At 63.2% G+C, this 21991-nt stretch carries 22 protein-coding genes; 14 read left to right on the top strand and 8 right to left on the bottom strand.

All coding sequences use genetic code 11. The features are described from left to right. Window positions 1–47 precede the first annotated feature (47 nt). From E8Q40_RS04430 to E8Q40_RS04475, 10 genes are all read left to right on the top strand, one after another. Window positions 48–899, top strand: a complete 852-nt coding sequence (locus E8Q40_RS04430) for a shikimate dehydrogenase (protein WP_137043245.1) — start codon at window positions 48–50, stop codon at window positions 897–899. 72 nt (window positions 900–971) lie between these two features. Further along, window positions 972–2102 (top strand): ABC transporter substrate-binding protein, encoded by a 1131-nt coding sequence (locus E8Q40_RS04435; RefSeq protein WP_137043246.1) that lies wholly within the window; start codon window positions 972–974, stop codon window positions 2100–2102. A gap of 60 nt (window positions 2103–2162) precedes the next feature. Further along, entirely contained in the window at window positions 2163–3041 is an 879-nt protein-coding gene (locus E8Q40_RS04440) for a branched-chain amino acid ABC transporter permease (protein ID WP_137043247.1), read from the top strand. Next, window positions 3041–4021 carry a branched-chain amino acid ABC transporter permease gene (locus tag E8Q40_RS04445; RefSeq protein ID WP_137043248.1) on the top strand — a complete coding sequence of 327 codons (981 nt, stop codon included), beginning with the start codon at window positions 3041–3043 and terminating at the stop codon, window positions 4019–4021. Before E8Q40_RS04440 ends, E8Q40_RS04445 begins: the two co-directional genes overlap by 1 nt. Next, window positions 4018–4764, top strand: coding sequence for an ABC transporter ATP-binding protein (locus E8Q40_RS04450; RefSeq protein ID WP_137043249.1), 747 nt, complete (start codon window positions 4018–4020; stop codon window positions 4762–4764). The genes E8Q40_RS04445 and E8Q40_RS04450 overlap by 4 nt, the downstream gene beginning before the upstream one ends. Window positions 4765–4767: 3 nt before the next feature. Further along, window positions 4768–5505 carry an ABC transporter ATP-binding protein gene (locus E8Q40_RS04455; RefSeq protein WP_137043250.1) on the top strand — a complete coding sequence of 246 codons (738 nt, stop codon included), beginning with the start codon at window positions 4768–4770 and terminating at the stop codon, window positions 5503–5505. Window positions 5506–5564: 59 nt separating this feature from the next. Further along, complete coding sequence (locus tag E8Q40_RS04460) at window positions 5565–7454, top strand: bifunctional sugar phosphate isomerase/epimerase/4-hydroxyphenylpyruvate dioxygenase family protein (RefSeq protein ID WP_137043251.1); 1890 nt, start codon at window positions 5565–5567, stop codon at window positions 7452–7454. Between the two features lie 172 nt (window positions 7455–7626). After that, window positions 7627–8298 (top strand): GntR family transcriptional regulator, encoded by a 672-nt coding sequence (locus E8Q40_RS04465; protein WP_137043252.1) that lies wholly within the window; start codon window positions 7627–7629, stop codon window positions 8296–8298. 24 nt (window positions 8299–8322) lie between these two features. Beyond that, the gene (locus E8Q40_RS04470; RefSeq protein WP_137043253.1) at window positions 8323–9045 is read left to right on the top strand and encodes a PIG-L deacetylase family protein; all 723 of its coding nucleotides are present in this window, start codon (window positions 8323–8325) and stop codon (window positions 9043–9045) included. Window positions 9046–9055: 10 nt separating this feature from the next. Next, a complete protein-coding gene (locus E8Q40_RS04475; protein WP_137043254.1) occupies window positions 9056–9748 on the top strand; it encodes a 4-carboxy-4-hydroxy-2-oxoadipate aldolase/oxaloacetate decarboxylase in 693 nt (230 codons plus the stop codon). A 3-nt stretch (window positions 9749–9751) separates the two neighbouring features. Here the strand turns inward: E8Q40_RS04475 and E8Q40_RS04480 are convergent, their stop codons facing one another. From E8Q40_RS04480 to E8Q40_RS04495, 4 genes are read right to left on the bottom strand one after another with little or no spacing between them, the layout of a single operon-like run. Then, the gene (locus E8Q40_RS04480; RefSeq protein WP_137043255.1) at window positions 9752–11059 is read right to left on the bottom strand and encodes a TRAP transporter large permease; all 1308 of its coding nucleotides are present in this window, start codon (window positions 11057–11059) and stop codon (window positions 9752–9754) included. Then, window positions 11056–11547 carry a TRAP transporter small permease gene (locus E8Q40_RS04485; RefSeq protein ID WP_137043256.1) on the bottom strand — a complete coding sequence of 164 codons (492 nt, stop codon included), beginning with the start codon at window positions 11545–11547 and terminating at the stop codon, window positions 11056–11058. Before E8Q40_RS04485 ends, E8Q40_RS04480 begins: the two co-directional genes overlap by 4 nt. A gap of 12 nt (window positions 11548–11559) precedes the next feature. Further along, entirely contained in the window at window positions 11560–12603 is a 1044-nt protein-coding gene (locus E8Q40_RS04490) for a TRAP transporter substrate-binding protein (protein WP_137043257.1), read from the bottom strand. A gap of 12 nt (window positions 12604–12615) precedes the next feature. Next, window positions 12616–14280 (bottom strand): FAD-dependent monooxygenase, encoded by a 1665-nt coding sequence (locus tag E8Q40_RS04495; RefSeq protein ID WP_137043258.1) that lies wholly within the window; start codon window positions 14278–14280, stop codon window positions 12616–12618. Between the two features lie 225 nt (window positions 14281–14505). On the opposite strand from E8Q40_RS04495, the gene E8Q40_RS04500 reads away from it, so the two are divergent. Beyond that, entirely contained in the window at window positions 14506–15411 is a 906-nt protein-coding gene (locus tag E8Q40_RS04500) for a LysR substrate-binding domain-containing protein (protein WP_205995680.1), read from the top strand. Between the two features lie 3 nt (window positions 15412–15414). Here E8Q40_RS04500 and E8Q40_RS04505 read toward each other — a convergent pair whose 3' ends face one another. From E8Q40_RS04505 to hemP, 4 genes are all read right to left on the bottom strand, one after another. Beyond that, window positions 15415–16212, bottom strand: a complete 798-nt coding sequence (locus tag E8Q40_RS04505; RefSeq protein WP_137043260.1) for a heme ABC transporter ATP-binding protein — start codon at window positions 16210–16212, stop codon at window positions 15415–15417. Then, window positions 16209–17297 carry an iron ABC transporter permease gene (locus tag E8Q40_RS04510; protein ID WP_137043261.1) on the bottom strand — a complete coding sequence of 363 codons (1089 nt, stop codon included), beginning with the start codon at window positions 17295–17297 and terminating at the stop codon, window positions 16209–16211. The genes E8Q40_RS04505 and E8Q40_RS04510 overlap by 4 nt, the downstream gene beginning before the upstream one ends. Continuing rightward, window positions 17294–18205 carry a hemin ABC transporter substrate-binding protein gene (locus tag E8Q40_RS04515; protein ID WP_137043262.1) on the bottom strand — a complete coding sequence of 304 codons (912 nt, stop codon included), beginning with the start codon at window positions 18203–18205 and terminating at the stop codon, window positions 17294–17296. Before E8Q40_RS04515 ends, E8Q40_RS04510 begins: the two co-directional genes overlap by 4 nt. 82 nt (window positions 18206–18287) lie before the next feature. Then, the gene (gene hemP, locus E8Q40_RS04520; RefSeq protein ID WP_137043263.1) at window positions 18288–18494 is read right to left on the bottom strand and encodes a hemin uptake protein HemP; all 207 of its coding nucleotides are present in this window, start codon (window positions 18492–18494) and stop codon (window positions 18288–18290) included. A 325-nt stretch (window positions 18495–18819) separates the two neighbouring features. On the opposite strand from hemP, the gene E8Q40_RS04525 reads away from it, so the two are divergent. The 3 genes from E8Q40_RS04525 to hutX all read left to right on the top strand — a co-directional run bounded on the left by E8Q40_RS04525 (window position 18820) and on the right by hutX (window position 21951). Beyond that, window positions 18820–20979, top strand: a complete 2160-nt coding sequence (locus E8Q40_RS04525) for a TonB-dependent hemoglobin/transferrin/lactoferrin family receptor (RefSeq protein ID WP_246662997.1) — start codon at window positions 18820–18822, stop codon at window positions 20977–20979. Window positions 20980–21053: 74 nt separating this feature from the next. Next, on the top strand, window positions 21054–21398 hold the full coding sequence (locus tag E8Q40_RS04530) for an antibiotic biosynthesis monooxygenase (protein WP_137043265.1): 345 nt from the start codon (window positions 21054–21056) through the stop codon (window positions 21396–21398). Between the two features lie 31 nt (window positions 21399–21429). After that, on the top strand, window positions 21430–21951 hold the full coding sequence (hutX, locus tag E8Q40_RS04535) for a heme utilization cystosolic carrier protein HutX (RefSeq protein ID WP_137043266.1): 522 nt from the start codon (window positions 21430–21432) through the stop codon (window positions 21949–21951). Window positions 21952–21991 lie beyond the last annotated feature (40 nt).

Raw genomic sequence — 21991 nt, forward strand, 5'->3', positions numbered from 1 at the left:
CCAATCGGGAGTGGCCGAGGAATGGTTGTCTCGGCCGGAAACGCAGAATGGACGCAGGCTTTCCGACAGGCGCGACCGCGATATTTCCGATTGTCGGCGATCCGGTCGAACAGGTGAAATCGCCGGCGGCCATCACCGCTATCTTTGCCGCGCGTGGTGAAAATGCCGTCTGCATTCCGATGCAGGTGTCGCCTGCTGATCTAGCTGGCCTGATGGCCTCACTCCATGCCGTGAAAAATGTCGGTGGCATATTGGTCACCGTGCCGCACAAGCGAGCGGCATTTCTATGCTGTGAGACGTGGACGGACCGTGCGCAGTTCGTCGGCGCCGTCAATGTCCTGCGGCGCAACGACAAAGGATGGACTGGGGATAATACCGACGGCGTTGGTTACCTGGATGGCATCGCCCGTCATGGTTTCGATGTCGCCGGCAAGCGTGCGCTGCTTGCCGGTTGCGGCGGCGCCGGCGCGGCCATCGCGCTGGAAATTCTCAACCGTGGCGCGGCCCATCTTGCCATTCACGACCTCGACATTGCGCGGCGCGATGCCGTCGTCGGCAAGCTCGCACAACGTTTCTCCGGGCGGGTGACGGCGGGCGGGGCGGACCCCACCGGCTTCGATCTGGTTGCCAATGCCACGCCAATGGGTATGAAAGCGGGGGACCCGATGCCGATCGAGTCCTCGGCTCTGCGTCCGGAGCAATTCGTCGCCTGCGTCGTCACCAAACCGGAGATTCCACCTCTGATAGAGGTTGCGCGCCGGCTCGGCTGCCGGACGATGACTGGCTCCGAGATGTTCGATGCGCAGGCCGAAAAGCTTGCCGACTTCTTGCTGGCGGCCGCGCCGCCGATACGGCGTTCTGCCAACGAGGAAGGGTTGGCCGAAAACCTTGTCTCCTGATACTTGCATGATCGGGTGGCACAGCGGAGACGGTGCCTTAAACGCCTGACAAAAAATCGAGGGAGGTTTCGAATGAAGAAGAGTCTCATAGCGGTCACGGCCGCGCTGCTCGTGGCCAGCCCGGCCTATGCACAAGACACCGTCAAGATCGGCATGGTGGCCGAACTGTCGGGTGCCGGTGCGCCGGCCGGTACCAACTGGCGTGACGGCATCAAGATTGCGGTTGAGGAAATCAACGCCGCCGGCGGCATTCTCAAGAAGAAGGTCGAAGTCACCGAGTACGACACGCAGACCGATCCGCAGGTCTCGCGTGCCATGGTGCAGAAGGCGATTGACGCTGGCGCCTACGCGATCTGGGGTACGATCTATTCCGGCTCGACGATGGTGAACATGCTTGTCGCGCAGCAGAACAGCACGCCGCAGTTCGTCGGCTCGGAAGCGCCGGCGATCGTGCAGAAGGGCAATCCGTTCGTGTACCGCACGTCGTCGGGTGCGCAGAAAGGTGTTCCGGCGCTGACGCCGTATTTCAAGAACACGCTGAAGGCCAAGAAGGTTGGCGTCGCCTGGGTCAACAACGAGTTCGGCAAGGGCGGCCGGAATGTCTTTATCGACGAGATGAAGAAGGCCGGCATCGAAGTCGTTGCCGACGTCGCATCCGAGCAGGCGCAGACCGACTACGCCTCCGACGTCGCGAAGCTGAAGCAGGCGAACCCGGAAGCGGTGTTCGTCTACATGAATCAGGAAGAGTCCGCGCGCTTCCTGATTGAGGCGAAGAAGCAGGCATTGTCGATGCCGCTGGTTGGCGAAGTGACGCTCACCGAAGCCAAGGTCATCGAACTGGCCGGCGGCGCGGCGGAAGGCGCGATCGCTCATGTCGGCGTGACCGCCACCGCGACCGATGTGCCCGGCATCGGCGCATTTGCCAAGAAGTTCGAGGAGACCTTCAAGCGCAAGCCGACCCATGACGCCATCAAGGGTTATGTCGGCGCCTGGGCGACGAAGTACGTCACCGAGATGGTCGGCAAATTCGATGGCGAGGCCTTCTCGAAGAAGATTCTTGGCCTCTGCCTGAAGGTCGCGGACCACCCGAAGATCCTGCTCGACACTTGCTGGGACAAGACCGGCGAGATGTCGCGTCCGAGCTTCATGGTGCAAGTCAAGAACGGTTCGCCGGTCGTGATCGGCACCGTTCCCGCCAACTGAACCTGAACTGATGCCCGCGGCGGTTACGAGCCGCTGCGGGCGTCAACTTCAAGAGCCGCCATGTCCCAGTTTCTCCAGGTTCTTCTGTCCGGCCTAGCGACCGGTTCGATCTACGCGCTGGCGGCGATCGGCTTTGCTTTGGTCTGGCAGGCCGCGCACACCGTGAACTTCGCCCAAGGCGAGTTCGTCATGGTGCCCGCCTTCTTCGTACTTATCGGCATGGGTTTTTTCGGCATGCCGTTCTGGCTGGCCTTGGGCTTCGGGCTCGTCGTGTCGATGCTCGTTCTAGGCTACGCCTTCAAGAAAATGATTGTCGAGCCGATCCTGCCACATGGCGGTATCACGCTCATTATCGCGACCATGGCGCTGGCGATCCTGCTCAAAGAGACGGTCAAAGAATTCTACTCCGCCGAGGCGCAGCCGTTTCCGGCGCTGTTCTCCAATACGCCGATGAACTTCTTTGGCGCCGCGGTATCGATGCAGGATATTCTCAATCTCCTCGTGTCGCTGGGTGTTGTCGTCCTGCTGACGCTGTTCCTCAACCGCACGCGAACTGGCCGCTGCATGCAGGCGGCGGCGCAGAATCCCGCGGTCGCCGAGATTCTTGGCGTCGATGTCAAGCGGATGGTGCTGTACACGTTCCTGATCAATGCGGCGCTGGCCGCGCTCGCTTCGTTCCTGATCACGCCGGTGTATCTCGCCAAGTTTTCGAACGGCGAAACTATCGGCCTCATCGCGTTCATCGCGGCGATCGTCGGTGGCTTCAACCAGATTCGCGGCGCGCTCGTCGGCGGCCTGCTGGTGGGCGTTCTCGACAATCTGACGGCGACCTATGTCACGGCGCAGTATCGCGCCGCGCTGCCGCTTGTGCTGTTGATCGTCATCATCCTGGTTCGACCGCAGGGCATCATGGGAACCTCTGAAGGGAGGTCGGTGTGATGACAGGCAAATGGCGCTTCCTGCTCATCGTTCTCCTGCTCGGCGTGGCGGTCGCTGCGCCGCTGGGGCAGAAGAATTATATCATCTATGTGCTGACCTCCTGGCTGGTATTTGCCATTGCCGCGATGGGTCTTAACCTGACGCTCGGCTATGCGGGCCAGATATCGCTGGCGCAGGCCTCTTTCATGGCGATCGGCGCCTATATCACGGCGCTCCTGACGCTGGCGGGCTGGCACTGGATGGTCGCCATGCCGCTCGCGCTGGTCGCTTGCTTCGTCATCGGCCTGTTGCTCGGCTATCCTGCGCTGCGCGTCAAAGGACATTTCCTTGCCTTCGTGACGCTCGCATTCAACACGCTGGTGTTTCTGGTGCTGCGCAACGAGGAATGGCTGACCGGCGGCAGCTACGGCCTTGCCGGCATGCCGCGGCCGGGCTTCGGCCTGTTCTCCACCATGAAGCAGTTGCCGTTCTACTACTTCACGCTGGCCATCACCGTGATCGCGGCGCTGGCGATGTGGGGCATCGTGCGCTCGCCCTGGGGCCGCGCCTTCAAGGCGCTGCGCGAAAATCCAATCCGCGCGGAAAGCCTTGGTGTCGATACGCGGCGCATCACGCTGCTCGCCTTCGCGATCGGCTCGGCCTATGGCGGGCTCGCGGGCGCCCTGGTCACATCCCTGGTGCAGTTCATCGAGCCGGCGTCATTTGGTGTCGGGCACTCGCTGCGTATCCTGCTCATGGTGGTGGTCGGCGGCGCGGGCTCCTTCTTCGGACCGTTCCTCGGTTCCGGTGTGGTGATCCTGTTGCCGGAAGTGCTCCGCTTTACTGAAGGGTACTATCTCATCATCTACTCCGTGCTGGTCATCGTCATGCTGGTCTACGCGCCGGAGGGTCTGGTCGGGATTGGCGCGCGGCTTCGGGCGAAAATCTGGTCGCGGCCGCAGGCTAGGGCCGATCTCAGCCAGGGAGCGGGCCTGAAATGACCGCGCCAGTCCTTTCCGTCCGCAACATCGAAAAACGCTTCGGCGGCATCCGCGCCGTGCGCGGCGTGACCTTTGACGTCCAGAAGGGCGAGATCCTCGGCCTGATCGGCCCGAACGGCTCGGGCAAATCGACCTTGTTCAATTGTATCCTCGGCCAGCTTATTCCGAATGCCGGCGAGGTTGAGGTCAACGGGCGCGACGTCTCGGGCATGCGTCCGTCCGATCTCAGCAAGCTCGGTGTCGGGCGCACCTTTCAGCAGCTCTCGGTGTTTCCGCGCATGTCGGTGCTCGACAACATCATCCTCGCGGGTCAGGAGCATTGCGGCACCATGGCCTCCCGTCTGTTCGGCGCGCCGGATGCCGGACTGACGCAAGAAGCCGAGCGGATGATTGCCTTCTTCAAACTGACGCATCTACGCGACGAGCTGGCCGGGTCGCTGTCCTACGGTCAGCAGAAACTGGTCGATGCTGCGATGGCCTTCATGGCGGGTCCGAGCATAGTCCTGCTCGACGAGCCGGCGGGCGGCGTCAATCTCACGATGCTGGCGCATCTCAAGGATCGTCTTGTCGCCTATAATGCCGAGCACGGCACGACTTTCGTCGTGATCGAGCACAACATGGAATTCGTGATGAGCCTGTGTACGCGGATCATCGTGCTTGCGGAGGGCGCGGTGATTGCCGAGGGCACGCCCGACGAGATCAGGTCGAATCAGACCGTCATCGACGCCTATCTTGGAGGCTGAGCCGTGCTCGAACTCAAGGACATCGTCGGCGGCTACGGCAAGATCACGATCCTCAATGGCGTGTCGTTTGCGATTCCGAAGGCGACCATCACGACCGTGATCGGCCCGAATGGCGCCGGCAAATCGACGGTCTTCAAGGCCATTTTCGGCCTGCTCAAGATCGAATCCGGTCAGGTGCTCATCGACGGGCAGGATGTCACGCGGCGCAGTCCCCGGCAGATGATCGCCCAGGGCGTCACCTATGTGCCGCAAGGCCGCAACATCGTTCCGCAGTTATCCGTCTATCACAATCTTGAACTCGGCGGCGTCACCGCGCCGGACCAGGATAAGGTGAAGCAACGCATCGAGACCGTCATGGACCAGTTTCCGATGCTGCGCGAATTCCGCAACCGTAAGGCCGTGGAACTCTCCGGTGGCCAGCAGAAACAGCTTGAAGTGGCACGCGCCTTGCTGCTCGATCCCAAGCTCATCCTGATTGACGAGCCTTCGATCGGCCTCTCGCCTAATCTGGTGCAGGAAGTGTTCAGGACGCTGATCCGGCTGCGCGACCAGGGCGTGACGATCCTGATGGTCGAGCAGAACGCCAAGGCGGCGTTGGTCATGTCGGATTACGGTATCGTGCTCGAACTTGGCCAGACCCGGATGCACGACAAGGCTTCCAGGTTGCTGGTCGATCCGCGGGTCGGACAACTGTTCCTCGGCGGGCATGTCGGGGAGACGTCTCCGGTCGGAGCGCATTGAAGCGCTCGGCGTCGAGCCGGCAAGGCTTGGCGAATGGGCAAGTGTAAGGAAAGCGATCGATGAAAACCTCAATCGCGACGGTGTGTCTGTCCGGCAATCTTGTGGAGAAGCTGGAAGCGATCGCGTCGGCGGGTTTCAAGGCGGTCGAGATTTTTGAAAACGATCTGATCGCCTATCCGGCTTCGCCGAAGGAGGTCCGCCGTATCTGCGACGACCTCGGCCTGACGATCGTGACCTGCCAGCCGTTTCGCGATTTCGAGGGTTTGCCGCTCGACAGGCGCGACAAGGCGCTGGAGCGCGCCGAGCGCAAGTTCGATCTCCTGCAGGAACTCGGCTCCGACCTCCTGTTCGTATGCTCAAGCACGTCGAACGAAACCAGCGGCGGCATCGACCGGCTGGCCGAGGACTTCGCTCTGCTCGGCGAACGCGCGGCCAAACGCAAGATGCGTGTTGGTTATGAGGCGCTGGCCTGGGGGCGGCAGATCTTCGACTACCGTGACGCCTGGGAAGTGGTGCGCCGCTCGGGCCAGGACAGTGTCGGCATCGTGCTCGACTCGTTTCACATCCAGTCGCGCGGTATCGACCTGAAGCCGATCCGCACCATTCCAAAGGACCGCATCTTTCTGGTGCAGATCGCCGATGCGCCGAAGCTGGAGATGGATCATTTGTCCTGGAGCCGGCACTGGCGTTGCCTGCCGGGGCAAGGTGATTTTGACCTCGCCGCCTTCATGGATGCGCTGGTCGCGACGGGATACGACGGCTACCTGTCGCTGGAAATCTTCAACGATCGCTTCCGCGCGGGCTCGGCCCGTTCGGTGGCGCTCGATGGTCACCGTTCGCTGATCTATTTGCTTGACGAGGCATCACGCCGGCATGGTTCTCCGGTCAACGGCGCCGTGCCGATGCCGCCGCCGGAGGCGGTCGAAGCGATCGAGTTCATCGAATTCGCGGTCCATGAGGGTGACCGGCCGCGATTTGAAGCCCTGCTCACGCAGCTCGGCTTCGCCATGACCGGCCGCCACAAATCGAAAAACGTCAACTTATGGACACAAGGCGGCATCCGCATTGTGGTCAACAGCGATGATGAAGGCTTTGCCCACAGCTACCAGATCACCCACGGCACTTCGGTCTGCGCCATGGCGCTTCGCGTTCCGGATGCCGGCGCTACCATCGCCCGCGCCAAGGCGCTGCTCGACGTGCCGCACGAAGGCGCAGTGGGGCGGGGCGAGCTCAATATTCCGGCGATCCGCGGAGTCGGCGGCAGCCTTTTGTATTTCGTCGATGATAAATCGGTGCTTGGCGGCTGGTCGACCGTCGATTTCGAGCCGGTGACGAGCGGCACCGCGGACGCCGGACTCTTCGCGGTCGATCACGTCTCGCAGACCATGTTCTATGAGGAGATGCTGACCTGGCTCTTGTTCTATACGTCGCTGTTCGTCACCCGACGCACGCAAAGTCAGGCCGTCGTCGATCCGGGCGGTATCGTGCAGAGCCAGGTCATCGAAAGCGGCGCGCTCGATCGCCCCGGCCACGGCCTGCGCATGGTGCTCAACGGCTCGCAGAGCAACCAGACCTTGTCGTCGCGCTTCGTCTACGAGTTCTTCGGCTCGGGCGTGCAGCATATCGCGCTCGCGACCGGCGACATTCGCGCCACGGTGCAAAAGCTCGTTGCCAATGGCATCGAGATGCTGACGATGCCCGAGAACTATTACGACGATCTGGCATCGCGCGGCGACCTGTCGGAAAAGGACATCGCGGCGCTGAAGGCGCTGAATATTCTCTATGATACGGACGCCAAAGGCGCGTATTTCCAGGCCTACACGGCCACAATGGAAGGCGGCTTCTTCTTCGAGATCGTGCAGCGCGACGGCTACGCAGGGTATGGCGCCCCGAACGCCGCAATCAGGCTGAATGCTCAGTCGATATCGAGGCCGAAACAGAGCGAGTAGTTCGGTGTCCGGGTCGCGCATTGGCAGGCGCGCCCGCCGTTACGTCGTCTTTGCGATTGATCTCCCGAGACCCTGACCAGCACCCGCCATTAATCCGGCAGAAGGGAATGACCGCCATTGACTCCTGCCGCGTTCAATTGTTAACAATCATGTCAACCAGATTGTACCTTCCATGCCTGCCGCCCGCGCTGCCAAAGCCGCCGAGATCGACGTCACCGCGCGTTTGCGCGACGCGATCACGCGCGGCCGGTTGACCCCCAACGAACGGCTCATCGAGGTCGAACTTGCCGAGCAGTTCGGGGTCAATCGCGCCAATATCCGCATGGCGCTGGCCATGCTCGATCAGGAAGGTCTCGTCGTTCGCGAGCCGAACCGCGGCGCCCGCGTGCGCGCCGTAACCGATGACGAAGCCATCGAGATCGCCGAGACGCGGCTCGCCATCGAGGTCATGGTAGCGCGGCAGGCCGCCTCACGCGGCGACGCGCAAGGCCGCGCGCGGCTGAAAGCCATCGAAAAGGACATGAAGCAGGCGATCGCCGATAGCGATACGATGCGTTACTCGCAATTCAACGCCGCACTGCATCGTCAGTTGCAGGCGATGGCCGGCAACACCACCGCCGACCGCATTCTCGATACGCTGAAATCGCACCTTGTCCGGCTGCAGTATCGCGTCATCCTGCTGCCCGGCCGGCCGCAGGCGTCGCTCGCGGAGCATCGCGCCATCGTCGCCGCCGTCTGTGCCGGCGACGCCGAGGCCGCCGAACGAGCGATGCGCCAGCATCTCACCAGCTTCATCGGCCTGCTCCGGCAGGCTATCGACGCCGCGAAGCACGGCGGGTTTTGACACTCAGGAGAAGGTACAGCGTCCATGTCGGAGCAGAAGACAGGTCTCGTCGTCACCGCCCACCCGGGCGATTTCGTCTGGCGCGCCGGCGGCGCGATCGCACTGCACGCGAAGAAGGGCTACAAGGTCAAGATCGTTTGCCTGTCCTTCGGCGAACGCGGCGAAAGCCAGTTCGCCTGGAAGGAGAAGGGCGCCACGCTGGACAGCGTGAAAGCCGGCCGCAAGGACGAGGCGCAGCGCGCCGCCGATTTGCTCGGCGCCGAGATCGAGTTCTTCGACTGCGGCGACTATCCGCTCAAGCTCAATGAGGAACATTTCGACCGCATGGTTGATATCTACCGCGAACTCAACCCGAGCTTCGTGCTCAGCCACGCCCTCGAGGACCCCTACAACTTCGATCACCCGAACGCCTGCCATTTCGCGCAGGAAACCCGCGTCGTGGCGCAGGCCATGGGGCACAAGCCGGGCGCGCAGTACAAGTATTCGGCGCCGCCGTTCTACATGTTCGAGCCGCACCAGCCCGAGCAGTGCAACTACAAGCCGGACGTGATCCTCAAGATCGACGATGTCTGGGAGCAGAAATACAAGGCGTTCCAGATCCTCGCGGCGCAAAAGCACCTTTGGGGCTATTACGAGCGCGTCGCGCTGAACCGAGGCATCCAGGGCTCGCGCAACACCGGCATTCCGATGACTTACGGCGAGGCCTACCAGACCCTGTTCCCGCGGGTGACGTTCGAGCTGGGCTGAGGACACACAAATGAAAAACGTCGTTGTTCGCAACATCAAGCGTGCCGATCCGAAGGCCATCGAAACCTTCGAGAAGCTCGGCGCCACCACCGTACATGAGGCCTATGGCCGTTACGGCCTGATGAAGCCTTACATGCGCCCGATCTATCCCGGCGCCTGCATTGCCGGCCCTGCGGTGACCATCCTGGCGCAGCCCGGCGACAACTGGATGATCCATGTCGCGGTCGAGCAGTGCCGGCCCGGTGACATCGTCGTTCTCGCCGTTACTGCCGACAACACCGACGGTATGTTCGGCGATCTCTTGGCGACCTCGATGAAGGCGCGCGGCGTCAAGGGTCTGGTCATCGATGCCGGCTGCCGCGACGTGGCGACGCTCAAGGAGATGGGTTTTCCGGTGTGGTCGCGCGCGATCTCGTCGAAGGGTACGGTCAAGGCGACGCTCGGTTCGGTCAACATCCCGGTGGTGTGCGCCGGTGTCAATGTCGAGCCTGGCGATGCGGTGGTCGCCGATGACGATGGCGTTGTCGTCATTCCGAAGAAATATTGCGCCGATGTCGCCGCCAAGGCGCAGAAACGCTTCGACGACGAGGACGCCAAGCGCCAGAAGCTGGCGTCGGGGGTGCTCGGCCTCGATATGTACAACATGCGCGAGCCGCTGGCGAAGGCTGGGCTCGTCTATGTCGATAATCCGGAAGACGTGTGATGCCTAATTCATCTGCGCCGGCAGCCACAACACGATCTGCGGGAACATGATCATCAGCACGATGAGTAGCAGCGGTGCGATGAGGAACGGCGCTGAGCCTTTATAGATGTCGAAGATGTTGATTTCCTTGGTGACGGCGTTGATGGCGAACAGGTTCATGCCCATCGGCGGATGAATGAGCCCGAGCTCGATCAGGATCACCAGCAGCACGCCGAACCAGACCGGGTCGTAGCCGTAGGACAAGACTAGCGGCAGCGTGATCGGCACCGTGATCAGTAGCATGCCGATGCCTTCGAGGAAGGCGCCCAGCACGATGTACAGAACGCACACCGCGACGATGACGCCGATGGCGTCGAGGCCGATGCCCTTGAGCGCGCCGATAAGCTGGTTCGATACCCCGGTCTGCACCACGAAATAGGAGAACACCGCCGAGGCGATGACGATGAACACCAGGCTCGACACCAGCCGGATGGTCTCGAAGAAGCACCCGAAGGTGTCGGAAAGCTTGTGGCGGCCGAGCATAAGGCCGAGCAGGATGGCGCCGAGCGCGCCGATGGCGGCGGCTTCGGTCGGCGTGAACCAGCCGGCATAGATGCCGCCGAGCGTCACGCCGAACAGCAGGATCACATGCCAGATGCGGGCGAAGGAACGCACCAGCGTGTCGTTCTGGCGCTGGGCATATTCGGGCTCCGGCGCGTTGCCGGTCAGCCAGCGGTAATAGATCAGCGCCGTGATGCTGTAGAGCGCGGTGAGGATGATGCCTGGGATCAGCGCCGCCATGAACAGTTTGGCGACCGATTGCTGCGCGATGATGGCGTAAATCATCAGGATCAGCGAAGGCGGAATGAGAATGCCGAGCGTGCCGCCCGCGGCGACCGCGCCGGCCGCCAGCGTCGGCGGATATTTGGCGCGCAGCATTTCCGGGATCGATACCTTGCTCATGGTGAGCGCAGTCGCGACCGATGAGCCGCACACCGCGCCGAACATGGCTGAAGCGAAGATCGACGCGATCGCCAGCGAGCCGCGCGCGCCGCGGAACAGCACGCGGCCGGCCTGGAACAGGTCGGACGATAAGCCGGCGCTCGCCGCCACCGCGCCCATCAGTGTGAAGAGCGGCACCACCGACAAGGTGTAGGTCGAGGCGAATTCGACCGGCACGCCGCTGATCATCAGGTTGGCGCGGGCAAAGCCGTCGAGCGCGGCATAGCCGAAGAAACCGACAAGGCCGAGCGCCACCGCGACCGGAATGCGCAGCAGGATAAGGACGACGAGGCTGGCGAGCCCGATGACGCCGATGGTCGTAGCCGTCATGATTGGGCCGCCGGCTTGCCGCGGAAGGCGCTGACCAGAACCGCCGCCGTCGCCGCGATCGAGGCGAGGAGGCAGAACAGAGTCAGGGCGTACAGTGGATAGGTCGGAAAGCCGGTATCCGGTTTGATGTCGCCGAACCGCCACGAGTCCACCATCGGGTGCGTGACGTTAACCGCGAGAATCGCCAGAAAGGCCATGCTGGCGAGCAGCGCCGCGACCTTCAGCGTGGCGGCGACCCAGTGAGGCACGAAGCTGTCGGCGATATCGACGCGGATCTGCTCGTCGCGCAGACAGATTTCCGGCAGGCCGAGAAAGGCGCTGCACAGCACCATCATCTCGACGATATCGACGGCGCCGTGCAATGGGGCGCGGAACAGCGCCCGCGCCACCACGTCATAGTTGGTCGAGAGCATCATCACCGCGAGCGCGACTGCGCCCAGCGCCGTGCATGCTCTCGCGATGTGCCCGAGCGCGCGCTCAAGTTTCATGAAGCGCCTGGTTCATGCCTGCGCGACCAGGCCGCGGACCTTGGACAGCAGCGCGCGCGCCTTCATGCCCTTGGCTTCGAGCGCGGTGATCTGTTCCTGCGTCGGCACGTCGGCGAGCTTCTTGAACGGTTCGATGGCCGCGCCGTCGATGTCGATCACTTCGACACCGGCCTCAACGAACACCTTACGGCCGGCGGCCTCGGCGTCGTCATAAAGCTTGCCGACGCGGCGGCCGCCTTCCGGCCCCGTGGTGTCGGTGATCAGCTTTTGCATGTCCTTGGGCAATCCCTTGAACGCGCCCGAGTTCATCACCAGCGCGAAGGGCGCGGCGGAGTCGCCGAACATCGACACTTTCTTGACGGAGTGATGGAGCTGGAAGGCGGCGCCGCCTTCGCAGTTGAAGATCGCGCCATCGACCACACCCTTGGCTATAGCATCGGAGACCTCGGCCGGCGCGATCGTGGTCGGCACGGCGCCCCAGGATTTGAGGTGCGAGCCCATCGTGGTCGAGGTCGGGCGGATCTTGAGACCCTTTAGGTCGTCGGGCGTCTTGACCTGCTTGTCGCGCATGAAAAAGCCGACCGTCGGCGACAGCACCGAGTAGAGCAGTTCAGTGCCCGCGAATTCGGCGGCGAGGTCTTCGCGCAGATTGGTGCCGATGAAGGACGCCTGAGCGGCGCTGAGCGGCTTGCCGGCGGCATTGGTGAACAGGAACGGCGCGCCGAGAACCTCGGATAGCGGGAAGCGGCCCGGCACCAGCGCGGTGAAGAAGAACGAGATGTCGGCGACACCGGTGCGCGCCAGATCGAACTGGCGCGGTGGCGGGCCCATCTGGCCGGCGGGGAAGACTTCGATGTCGAGCTCGCCATTGCTCTTCTGTTTGAGTTCGCCTGCCCAGCGGTTGAGCTCGGTGTTGATCTGGTGCTTCGGCGGCAGATAGTGCGACAGCTTGAGCTTGACCGGCGCGGCGCGCAGAACGCCCGGCATAGCGATGACATTGGCGATGACGGTGGCGCCGGCCGCGGCCGTGCCCAGAAGTGTACGGCGTGAAATCATGGTGTCCTCCCCTTATGCGTTTTGCCGGCGTCCCGTCTGTGGAGACGCCTGTTCTTTGTCGTTCTTGGCGCCGCCGCGCGCCATGGTCAGCACGGCGGCAAAATCGTCGAGCGTATCGCCGCGCCAGGCAATGTGCTGGTCGGGGCGAATGAGCACATAGCGTGCACCATAGAGCGCGTTCAGGCGCGGCTCGTTCGGCGATGCTACAGCGAGCGGCACGGTCTGTCGCGCCGCTTCTGCCGTCGCCGCGGCGAGGTCCGCCGCCGGTGCTTCGCCTGTCACCAGCAGCGTAAAGCCGAGACCGAACATGTCATAAATCGACCGGCCGTCGGCCAACCACGCATGCGGCGCTCGCTCGCCGGGATAGCCACTCGGCCGCAGTTCGACGACGTTGGGTTGCGGCGGCGCCTTGTCCTCGCGTGCGACGATCGGCGAACCGGCATAACTGTAGCCGAGCACGAGGCCGAGCGAGCGGAATTCCGGTGTCTTGGCCTTCTCCACCGCTTTGCCGATCTCGCGCCGGGCGTCTTCGCCGCGCTCGGAGTCCTCGAGTAGTTCGGGCGCCGAGAAACTGCCGCTGAGCGTCGCCAGATTCTCTGTCGCGGAATCGAGCACGCGCTGATGCACCGGCCGGCGTTCCGTCTCGTAGGAATCGAGCAGGCTTGGTCCGCCCCAGCCTTGCAGCGTTGCGGCGAGTTTCCAGCCGAGATCGACGCTGTCGCCAATGCCGCAATTCATGCCGTGGCCGCCGAAGGGCGAGTGCAGGTGGCAGGCATCGCCGGCAAGATAAACGCGGCCTTCGCCGTAGCGGTCGGCGAGCAGTTTGTGCGCGGTCCACAGGTCCTTGGCCAGCACGGTGTAGTCGTAGCGGTCCCCCAGCGCGTGGCGAATTTCATTGTGGATCTGTGCGTCGTCGCCCGATGCACTGGCCCTTGGGCTCGCATTGAAGAACCAGGTGTCGTCGCGATCCATCGGCCCCATGATGCAGGGCGCCGCCGGGTCGACCAGCCAGTGCATCAAGGCCGGTTGCAGCTTGGGATCGGCGGAAAGCCCGGGAATCTTCAGGATCAGCGTGACGAACGACACGATGCCGGACTGGCCCTGCATCGAGAAGCCAAGTTGCGTGCGCACCGGCGAGCGTCCGCCGTCGGCGCCGACGAGATAGCGGGCGCGGATCGTGCGCGTCTCGCCAGTAGCGAGGTCGGCAATGCGCGTGGTGACGCCGTCGTCGTCCTGTACGAAGTCGATAAACCGCTGTCTGAACTTCACCGTCGCCTTAGGCTGGCCGGTAAGATGATCGAGCAGCACTTTCTCGATGGTGTATTGCGGAATCCACTCGGCGTTTTCCGAGAAGCGGTCGTCGCGCTGCCGCGCCGCGCAAAACGAGTTCTCGAACAACCAGAGATCGCCGCCGAACAGAGAGGTGGCAAAGCGCACGCGGCGCGGCACTTCGGGCGGGATCGGTGACAGGCTGCGCACCTTGGCAGCCAGCCCCCAGCGCCGCATTTGCTCCATGGTGCGAACATTGGTGGTCTTGGCGCGCGGCTGTACGCCGACGCGCTCGTTCTGCTCGACCACGACGGCGGTGATGCCGCGCATGGTGAGTTCGGTGGCCAGCGACAGGCCCGCCGGCCCGGCACCGACGATCAGCACCTCGGTATCGTATGAGCCGCTCATGGCGTCCCGGTTTCCTCGCCTGTGGCGGGAATGGCTGAGGCGATCCGGCTAACGCGCGGCAAACAGGCCGCTTTTCCGTGCCCTCAGGTTCCGTCCCGCTGTTTTCGTTGTTCTGTTGCTTCAAGCGATACCGCTGGACAGGGATCACGGATAGATGTGAGATGCGTCCAAGCGATACCTATTCATTATCGGTGGACTGTGAAGCTCAGTCAACTCCGAGACATCGTGGCCGTGGCCGAACGCGGCAGTTTGCGCGCTGCCGCCCGCCATCTTGACCTCGCCCAGCCGGCGCTGACCCGCAGTGTGCGCGATCTCGAGCGCGAGCTCGGCGTGCCTTTGTTCGAGCGCCGCGCCCGCGGCATGATTCTGACGCCGATGGGTGCAGCTTTCGTACGCCGCGCCAATGCGGTGCTGAGCGAAGTGCGCCGGGCGCGCGATGAGGTCGAGCAGCTTCATGGCGGCACACGTGGCGAAGTCGTCGCCGGTCTGTCGATGGTGGCGTTGACGGCGTTGCTGCCGAAGGCGCTGCCGCTGTTTCGCGCCCGCTATCCCAACGTTCAGCTTCATCTCATCGAGGGCTGGTATACGACCCTCGAGAATGCGCTGCGTGATGGCAGCATGGATTTCTACGTCGGTCCGGAACCCGTGCAGGCGCCACCGGGCGACCTCGTGCAGGAATTGCTGTTCGAGAATGTCCGTATCGTCCTGGGCCGTAAAGGTCATCCGCTCGGTGATGCGCATTCGCTGTCGCAACTTATCGACGCCGAATGGGCGACCACATCGGTTACCTTAAAGGCCGAGGAAGAGCTCAGCGAGTTGTTCAGCCGCTTCAATCTTCCGGCGCCGAAGCTGGCGCTGCGCAGCCAGTCGACCTTGACCTTGATGTCGTCACTGGCTGCGACGGATCTGCTGGCGATGGTGCCGGTCCAGTGGATTCAATCGCCCTGGATCGGCGATCAGCTTGCGCGCATTCCGGTCCGCGAAAGCTTGCGCGCGCCGTCGATCGTCACCGTCCGCCGCGCCGGTCTGCCGCTGACGCCGGCCGCCGAATATCTGCTCGATCTGATGCGGCGCAATGTGCCCGGCGCGGCGAAGCAGGCCAAGAAGGAGCGTAGCGGCAAGGCGCGCTGATGTTCAGGCGCGCAGCCGTTCGGCGCGATGTGGCAGCACGAAAGGCGCGCCGGCTTGCGGCATCAGCCCGACGGCCGATGACACGCCGAAGACTCGGCTCACTGTGCCGTCGTTGATCGTGTCGGCCGGTGCGCCGTCCGCGGCGAGGCGGCCATTCCCGAGCACGATGATCCGATCGGCCACCAGCGCGGCGAGATTGAGATCGTGAACGATGGCGATCACCGTGGTGCCGCGCGCGCTGCATTGCTTCGCGACCGATACCAGATCGAGCTGGTGCCGCAGGTCGAGGCTGGCCGTCGGTTCGTCAAGCATGAGAATGCCGGGGCCGTGCGCTTCCTCGCCGCAGGCGAGCTGCACCATGACGCGGGCGAAGTGCACGCGCTGCTGCTCGCCGCCCGACAAGGTGCCGATGATGCGATCTTGAAAGCCGGTGAGGTCCACGGCGGCGAGCGCCGCTTCCGCCATGGCGTCGATGGCTTTGCCGCGGCGGTCGCCGGCGCCCATGCGCACGATTTCGAGCACGGTGAAGGGAAATGTCACGGTGACGTGCTGCGACAGCACGGCGCGGCGCAAAGCCAGTTCGCGCGGCTGCCAGGCCTGCGGTGCGCGGCCTTTGAGCAGAATGGCGCCGTCGGTCGGTGCGATCTCGCCGGACATTGCGCGCAGCAGCGTCGATTTGCCGGCGCCATTCGGGCCGATCACGGCGACGGTTTCGCCTTGCGTGACCTTGAAGGACACGCCGTCGAGCAGGCGCTTGGCGCCGACCTTCACCGATAATGCGTTGACGTCGATCGCGTTCATAGCCCGGCCAATCCGCGCTGGCGCAGCAGCAGGACGAGGAAGAAGGGCGCGCCGACCAGCGCCGTCAGCACGCCGATCGGCACCTCGGCCGGGGCGGCGATGGTGCGTGCGGCCGTGTCGGCCGCGAGCAGCAGGATCGCGCCCAGGATAGCCGAGGCCGGCAGCAGCCTCCGATGTCCAGGTCCAATGACGAGGCGCAGGAGATGCGGGACGACGATGCCGACGAAGCCGACGACACCGGCGAAAGCCACGGCGGCGCCCGTCATCGCTGCGATCAGCACGATAGCGACGCGCTTCAAACGTTCGACGGCGATGCCCATGTGAAAGGCCTCGGACTCGCCGAGCACGAGAAGGTCGAGACCGCGGCCGATGAAGGGCACGGCGGCCAGCATGGCGAGCAGGAACGGCGCGATCAGCGATACTTTCTCCCAAGTCGCGCCGCCGAGCGAGCCGAGCATCCAGAAGGTGATGTCGCGCAAGGCGCGGTCGTCGGCGATGAACACCAGAAGTCCGATGCCGGCATTGGCCAGCGCGGCAATGGCGAGGCCCGCCAGCAGGAAGATGGCGATTGAGGTGATGCGGCCGCGACTCGCCAGCCTTTGCAGGATCGCGGTCGTGACGAGTGAGCCGCCGAACGCGGCGAGAGGCAGAATGGCAAAAGATACGGGCATCGACTTCTGCGCCATGCGGTCGCCGATGACGATCGAGGTGGCGGCCGCGAGCGCGCCGCCGCTGGACACGCCAACCAACGCCGGATCGGCCAACGGATTGCGGAACAGGCCCTGCATGATGGCGCCGCTCGCGGCCAGCATGGCGCCGATGACGATCGCAATGGCGATGCGTGGCAGACGCACTGACAATAGAACCAGCCGGTCGCGCTCGGTCATGGCCACCGGGTCGGCGAAGCCCAGCGCCGCCGGAATGCGCTCGAGCGGAATGCCGGCGCCGCCGATCGCCGTTGCTGCGACGACGACGATCAACAGGATCGACAGAAGAATCGGAAACAGCAGCGGGCCGGCCAGCAGCGCGCGCAGCCGCGATCCGGCCGGCCGTGCGATCAGTCCGCTGACGACAGCGTCGCTCATTCGACGCACGCGCCTTTGCCGCCCGCCTGCTCGGAGGGCAGGGGCGCAGCGCTCTTGAGTTCGGGATAAAGCGTCAGCGCCAGGTCGCGCGCGGCGCGCGCGGTGCGCGGTCCGAAGCCGAGCAGATAAAGACCGTCCATCGAAACGAAGGCTTTCGTGGCGGCAGCGGGGGTCGCCGCGAGCGCCGGTTGCGCGAACACGGTGTCGGCGCTGAGTTCGCCGGGGCCGCCGCGGCTGATGGTGACGATCACATCGGGACGGGCGGCGATCACCGTTTCGTCGGTGATCTGCTTGTAGGATTCATGACCGTGGAACACGTTTACGGCGCCGGCCATCGTGATGATGCCATCAGCCGCGGTACCGCGCCCCGCCGCCATGACGCGGCCGTTGATAAAGGACAGCATGAACAGCACGCGCTTGGGGGTCTTGATGCCGGCACGAATCTTCTCTAGCGCGGCGACGTCGTTGTGGACCTGGGTGGCGAGGCAGGCCGCACGTTCGGTTGCACCGACTACTTTGCCGATCAGCTTGATCTTCTCGACGATGCCGGCTTCCGTATAGGTGTCCGGAATGACCACGAGCGGCACTTTGGCCGCTTCCAGGACATTGATCGTTTCCTTCGGACCCGAGCCGGCAATGGCGATCATCACGCTCGGATTGAGGCCGAGCACGCCTTCCGCCGACAATTGGCGCATGTAGCCGACATTAGGCTTCTCTTTCATCGCCTGCGGCGGGTAGAGGCTGGTCGTATCGACGCCGACGATGTCCTTGCCGTGACCGAGAGCGTAAAGAATCTCTGTCACCGCGCCGCCGATCGAAACGATGCGGCTTGTGTCGCGGATCGTGATGCTGCGTCCGGTTGCGTCGGTCGCTGTCGTTTGCGCTAGAGCCGGCGCGGCGAGCGTCATCGCGACGGCAAATACAAGGACCCGCGCGAGTGCACCGCGAAGTGTTGTCTGGAAGCTACAGTGCATCGGATTTCTCGCGCCGTTACTTGGTGAGGATCAGTTTGTTCTGCGCCGTGAGGCGCAGCCGGTAAGTCTCGTCGCCATGCGCAATGGTGATTTCGCGAGTGCCGGCAAACAGCGCGCGGCTATCAATGCGGTTTTCGCTAAGTGAAACACTGCGCGCGGTATCGGTATGACTTGCACTCAGTGTCACATTGCTTCGGCCATCGGCGGCCTTTTCATCGCTCATCGCCGTCGCTCTCGTAGTATTCGTAATGTTATGCCATGTTGTTGCTTATAATTTTGAGCCATTTTAAACTACGAATACATGGCGATCCGCTAGTTTAGAGCATTTATAACTTGTTTATTCATGCCTTGACCTCAGTAATACACGGTCGTTACAAAGGCAAACATTTGCTGCGGTAAGCAGTTCAAAAAGCCAGCCAGCCCGGTGGTCCCGAATGAGGTCCGCCTGCCAGCCCGCCGAAAAATCCAAAAACACCGGCTACGGGTTGGGGGTCGACATGACTGTGCTTCGCGGGAGCGCCATTGCGCTTCTGGTTTCGGTTTCATCAATGGCGTTGACGTTGGGCGAGCGGTCAGCGTCCGCTCAGGAAGCTCTGGTGCTCGATCCGATCACCGTTCTGGCGACCAAGACGCCGGAGAAGGCGACCGACTCGCTGGCTCCGGTCAGTGTCATTGGCCAGGACAAAATCCAGACAACCCAGCCCAAGCGAGTGTCCGATCTCTTCTATTATGTGCCCGGCCTGTGGACCCAGGATCGCGGCGACGATCCGGCCACCACCATCAACATCCGCGGCCTGCAGGACTTCGGTCGCGTCGCCACCATTGTCGACGGTGCGCGGCAGAACTATCAGCGCTCCGGTCACGGTGCGCAGGGCTCGTTTTTTCTCGATCCTGAACTGATCGGCAGCGTCGACGTTGTGCGCGGCCCGACCGCGAACATCTACGGCTCAGGCGCCATTGGCGGCGTGGTGTCATTCCAGACGAAGGACATCAACGACGTTCTGCGCCCCGGCGAAAAGTGGGGCTTCGATGTCGGTGTGGCCGGCGGGACCAATCAGCAGCAAGGCCGGATATCGACGTTTGGCGGCGTGCGGGTCAATCCGAAACTCGATCTTTTCACGGGCGCCATCTATCGCTCCCAGCAGAACTACAAGGACGGCGCCGGCACCGAGGTCGGCAATACCGGACTGAACGCGTCGAGCGGTCTGCTCAAGGTGACGGTGCGTCCGGCGGATGGCCACGAGGTCAAGTTCGGTGGCCTGTTCCAGGAGGATCTTTACTCGACTGGCCAGATCAACCGCGGTCCGACCACGACGGCGGCCCAGCGCGCGCTCTATCAGGGCTCGTCGGTGTACGATTCCGTCACCAAGAACTACCAGGGCACTTTGCGCTGGAAGTACAGCAGGCCGGAGGATCGGCTGTTCGACTTTGATCTCGGTCTTTACGCCACGCGCACGGCGACCGACCAGTGGAAATCCTATCACTACAGCACGTCTGGCGCCGCCTATTGCGGCGGCGGCACTGGCAACAACATCTCAGGCTGCGTCGGTGATCCGCGCAGCTATCAGATCGACACCGTTGGATTCGATTTCAGCAATACGTCTCGCGTCGCGATTGCGGGCTGGGAGAACGCCTTCACCTACGGCATCGACGGGTTCCAGGATGACGTCGCGACGGCGGACTCGCGCGGCAATTCCAACGTCACCACGCCCGGCGGCAAGCGCACCGTGTCCGGCGGCTTCCTGCAGTGGAAAGCCAACTATTCGAGCTGGCTGGAGATCATTAGCGCGGCGCGTTATGATCATTATCGACTGGAGTCGGCCAGCACGACCACCGATGGCAGCCGCGTGTCGCCGAAGATCACCGTGGGTATCACGCCGGTCCCCGGTATCACGCCTTACGTCAGCTATGCCGAAGGCTATCGCGCACCGTCGATCACGGAAACCCTGATCGCCGGCGCCCACGCCACCGGTGGCGGTCCGACCTTCTTCAACTGTCCGGATGGCTCGTCGGGCCTGTTCTGTTTCCTGCCGAATCCGAATCTTCGTCCCGAGGTCGGCAAGAACAAGGAAGTCGGCATCAACTTCAAGTTCGATAGCATCGCCACCAAGGGCGACACGTTCCGCGCCAAGGTCAACGTCTTCCAGAACGATGTCGAAGATTACATCGATCTGGTCGCATCGGCGCCGACGCCAGTGCCGCCGTTCGGTTCCTATTCGCAATACTACCAGTACCAGAACATTCCGAGCGCCCGCATCCGTGGCCTTGAAGCCGAGGTCAATTACGATGCCGGTCTCTGGTTCATCGGTGTGAACGGCACGCTGCAGAAGGGCGAGAACACCCAGACTGGGGTCGGCCTCGCCACGATCCAGCCGGCGCGGGTGACCACCACCGGCGGCGTGCGCCTGCTCGACCGCAAGCTGACTTTGTCGGCGCAGTGGTCGTCGGTCGCGGCCAACACGGACATCCCGGCAGGTTACGTTCCGTCGACGTCGTACAATCTGGTCAATCTCTACGCGACCTATCAGGCGACCAAGGATGTACTGATCAATCTCGGCATCGACAATGTCTTCAACGAATACTACCGGCCTTACGCCATCCCGGGTTCCTCGACCGACGGCACGACCCAGAACGACATTCTGTGGACCGCGCCGGGACCCGGCATCACCTACAAGGCCGCTGTGAAAGTTCACTTCGGTGGAGTGTGAGTTGATGAACCGCCGGATTGAAGGCTTTGCTACACTAACCCGCGCCAGCAAGCGCCAGCCAAAAGGGTAACGTCATGTCCCAGTTTATCGCGATGAACCGTTTCAAGGTGAAGAAGGGTTCCGAGGAGGCTTTCGAGAAAGTGTGGTCGAGCCGCGAGTCCTATCTCGACCGCATGCCGGGCTTCGTGGAATTCCACCTGCTCAAGGGCCCGGAAGCGGAAGATCACACGCTCTATTCGTCGCACACCGTGTGGCAGAGCAAGGCCAATTTCGAGGCCTGGACCAAATCGGAAGAATTCCGTGCGGCGCATGCCCGCGCCGGTAACGACTCGAGCAGCGCGCCGCTCTATATCGGCCACCCGCAGTTCGAGGGCTTCGAGGTCAAGCTCACGCAGACCAACAAGGCCGCCGTCGCCTGACGGCGGCGCCTTCTTTGCGCGAGTAGCAACAATGTCCGACACATTGACGGCGGCGCCCGATCTGCGAGCGAAGCTCGCGGCCGAGCCGGGCGTCGTCATTGAAACCTTCGCCGAGGAAAATGGCGTCACCTGCCGCGAGGTCGTCGAGGCAATGCCGCCTTCGATGATCCGCTTCGCCAAAGGGGATTTTTCCACCACCGCGGCCTTCGTCGAGGTGATGGGCGAGGTCGCCGCCTGGGGCGACGTCACCTTCATCGTTCACACCGACGATGGCATCTTCGAATTCGGCGGGCCGATCCCGCCGGGCTCGGAGGCGCGCAATTTCTATAACCTCTCCGGCGCCAAGGGTCTGCACGGTCATCTGCGCGCCGAACGCTGCGCCGGCATCTGCTTCATGGAGAGGCCGTTCTTCGGGCGGCTGTCGGCGTCGATCCTGCTGTTCAATCGCGACGGCGGCATCATGTTCAAGATTTTCGTCGGCCGCGACGACAAGCGCGAATTGCTGCCGGATCAGCTCGCCGCGTTCCGCAAGCTCGCCGACAAAATGTGCTGAAACGTAGCGTTTTCAAGCGAAGTGGATACCGGTTCGCGTT

Origin of the sequence: Pseudolabrys sp. FHR47 (genome assembly GCF_005153485.1) — a bacterium.
Lineage (GTDB): Bacteria > Pseudomonadota > Alphaproteobacteria > Rhizobiales > Xanthobacteraceae > Pseudolabrys.

Coding starts and splice junctions, on each gene's coding strand:
- E8Q40_RS04430 (WP_137043245.1), top strand. CDS start 48: ATGGACGCAGGCTTTCCGACAGGCGCGACCGCGATATTTCCGATTGTC.
- E8Q40_RS04435 (WP_137043246.1), top strand. CDS start 972: ATGAAGAAGAGTCTCATAGCGGTCACGGCCGCGCTGCTCGTGGCCAGC.
- E8Q40_RS04440 (WP_137043247.1), top strand. CDS start 2,163: ATGTCCCAGTTTCTCCAGGTTCTTCTGTCCGGCCTAGCGACCGGTTCG.
- E8Q40_RS04445 (WP_137043248.1), top strand. CDS start 3,041: ATGACAGGCAAATGGCGCTTCCTGCTCATCGTTCTCCTGCTCGGCGTG.
- E8Q40_RS04450 (WP_137043249.1), top strand. CDS start 4,018: ATGACCGCGCCAGTCCTTTCCGTCCGCAACATCGAAAAACGCTTCGGC.
- E8Q40_RS04460 (WP_137043251.1), top strand. CDS start 5,565: ATGAAAACCTCAATCGCGACGGTGTGTCTGTCCGGCAATCTTGTGGAG.
- E8Q40_RS04465 (WP_137043252.1), top strand. CDS start 7,627: ATGCCTGCCGCCCGCGCTGCCAAAGCCGCCGAGATCGACGTCACCGCG.
- E8Q40_RS04470 (WP_137043253.1), top strand. CDS start 8,323: ATGTCGGAGCAGAAGACAGGTCTCGTCGTCACCGCCCACCCGGGCGAT.
- E8Q40_RS04475 (WP_137043254.1), top strand. CDS start 9,056: ATGAAAAACGTCGTTGTTCGCAACATCAAGCGTGCCGATCCGAAGGCC.
- E8Q40_RS04480 (WP_137043255.1), bottom strand. CDS start 11,059: ATGACGGCTACGACCATCGGCGTCATCGGGCTCGCCAGCCTCGTCGTC.
- E8Q40_RS04485 (WP_137043256.1), bottom strand. CDS start 11,547: ATGAAACTTGAGCGCGCGCTCGGGCACATCGCGAGAGCATGCACGGCG.
- E8Q40_RS04490 (WP_137043257.1), bottom strand. CDS start 12,603: ATGATTTCACGCCGTACACTTCTGGGCACGGCCGCGGCCGGCGCCACC.
- E8Q40_RS04495 (WP_137043258.1), bottom strand. CDS start 14,280: ATGAGCGGCTCATACGATACCGAGGTGCTGATCGTCGGTGCCGGGCCG.
- E8Q40_RS04505 (WP_137043260.1), bottom strand. CDS start 16,212: ATGAACGCGATCGACGTCAACGCATTATCGGTGAAGGTCGGCGCCAAG.
- E8Q40_RS04510 (WP_137043261.1), bottom strand. CDS start 17,297: ATGAGCGACGCTGTCGTCAGCGGACTGATCGCACGGCCGGCCGGATCG.
- E8Q40_RS04515 (WP_137043262.1), bottom strand. CDS start 18,205: ATGACGCTCGCCGCGCCGGCTCTAGCGCAAACGACAGCGACCGACGCA.
- hemP (WP_137043263.1), bottom strand. CDS start 18,494: ATGAGCGATGAAAAGGCCGCCGATGGCCGAAGCAATGTGACACTGAGT.
- E8Q40_RS04525 (WP_246662997.1), top strand. CDS start 18,820: ATGGCGTTGACGTTGGGCGAGCGGTCAGCGTCCGCTCAGGAAGCTCTG.
- E8Q40_RS04530 (WP_137043265.1), top strand. CDS start 21,054: ATGTCCCAGTTTATCGCGATGAACCGTTTCAAGGTGAAGAAGGGTTCC.
- hutX (WP_137043266.1), top strand. CDS start 21,430: ATGTCCGACACATTGACGGCGGCGCCCGATCTGCGAGCGAAGCTCGCG.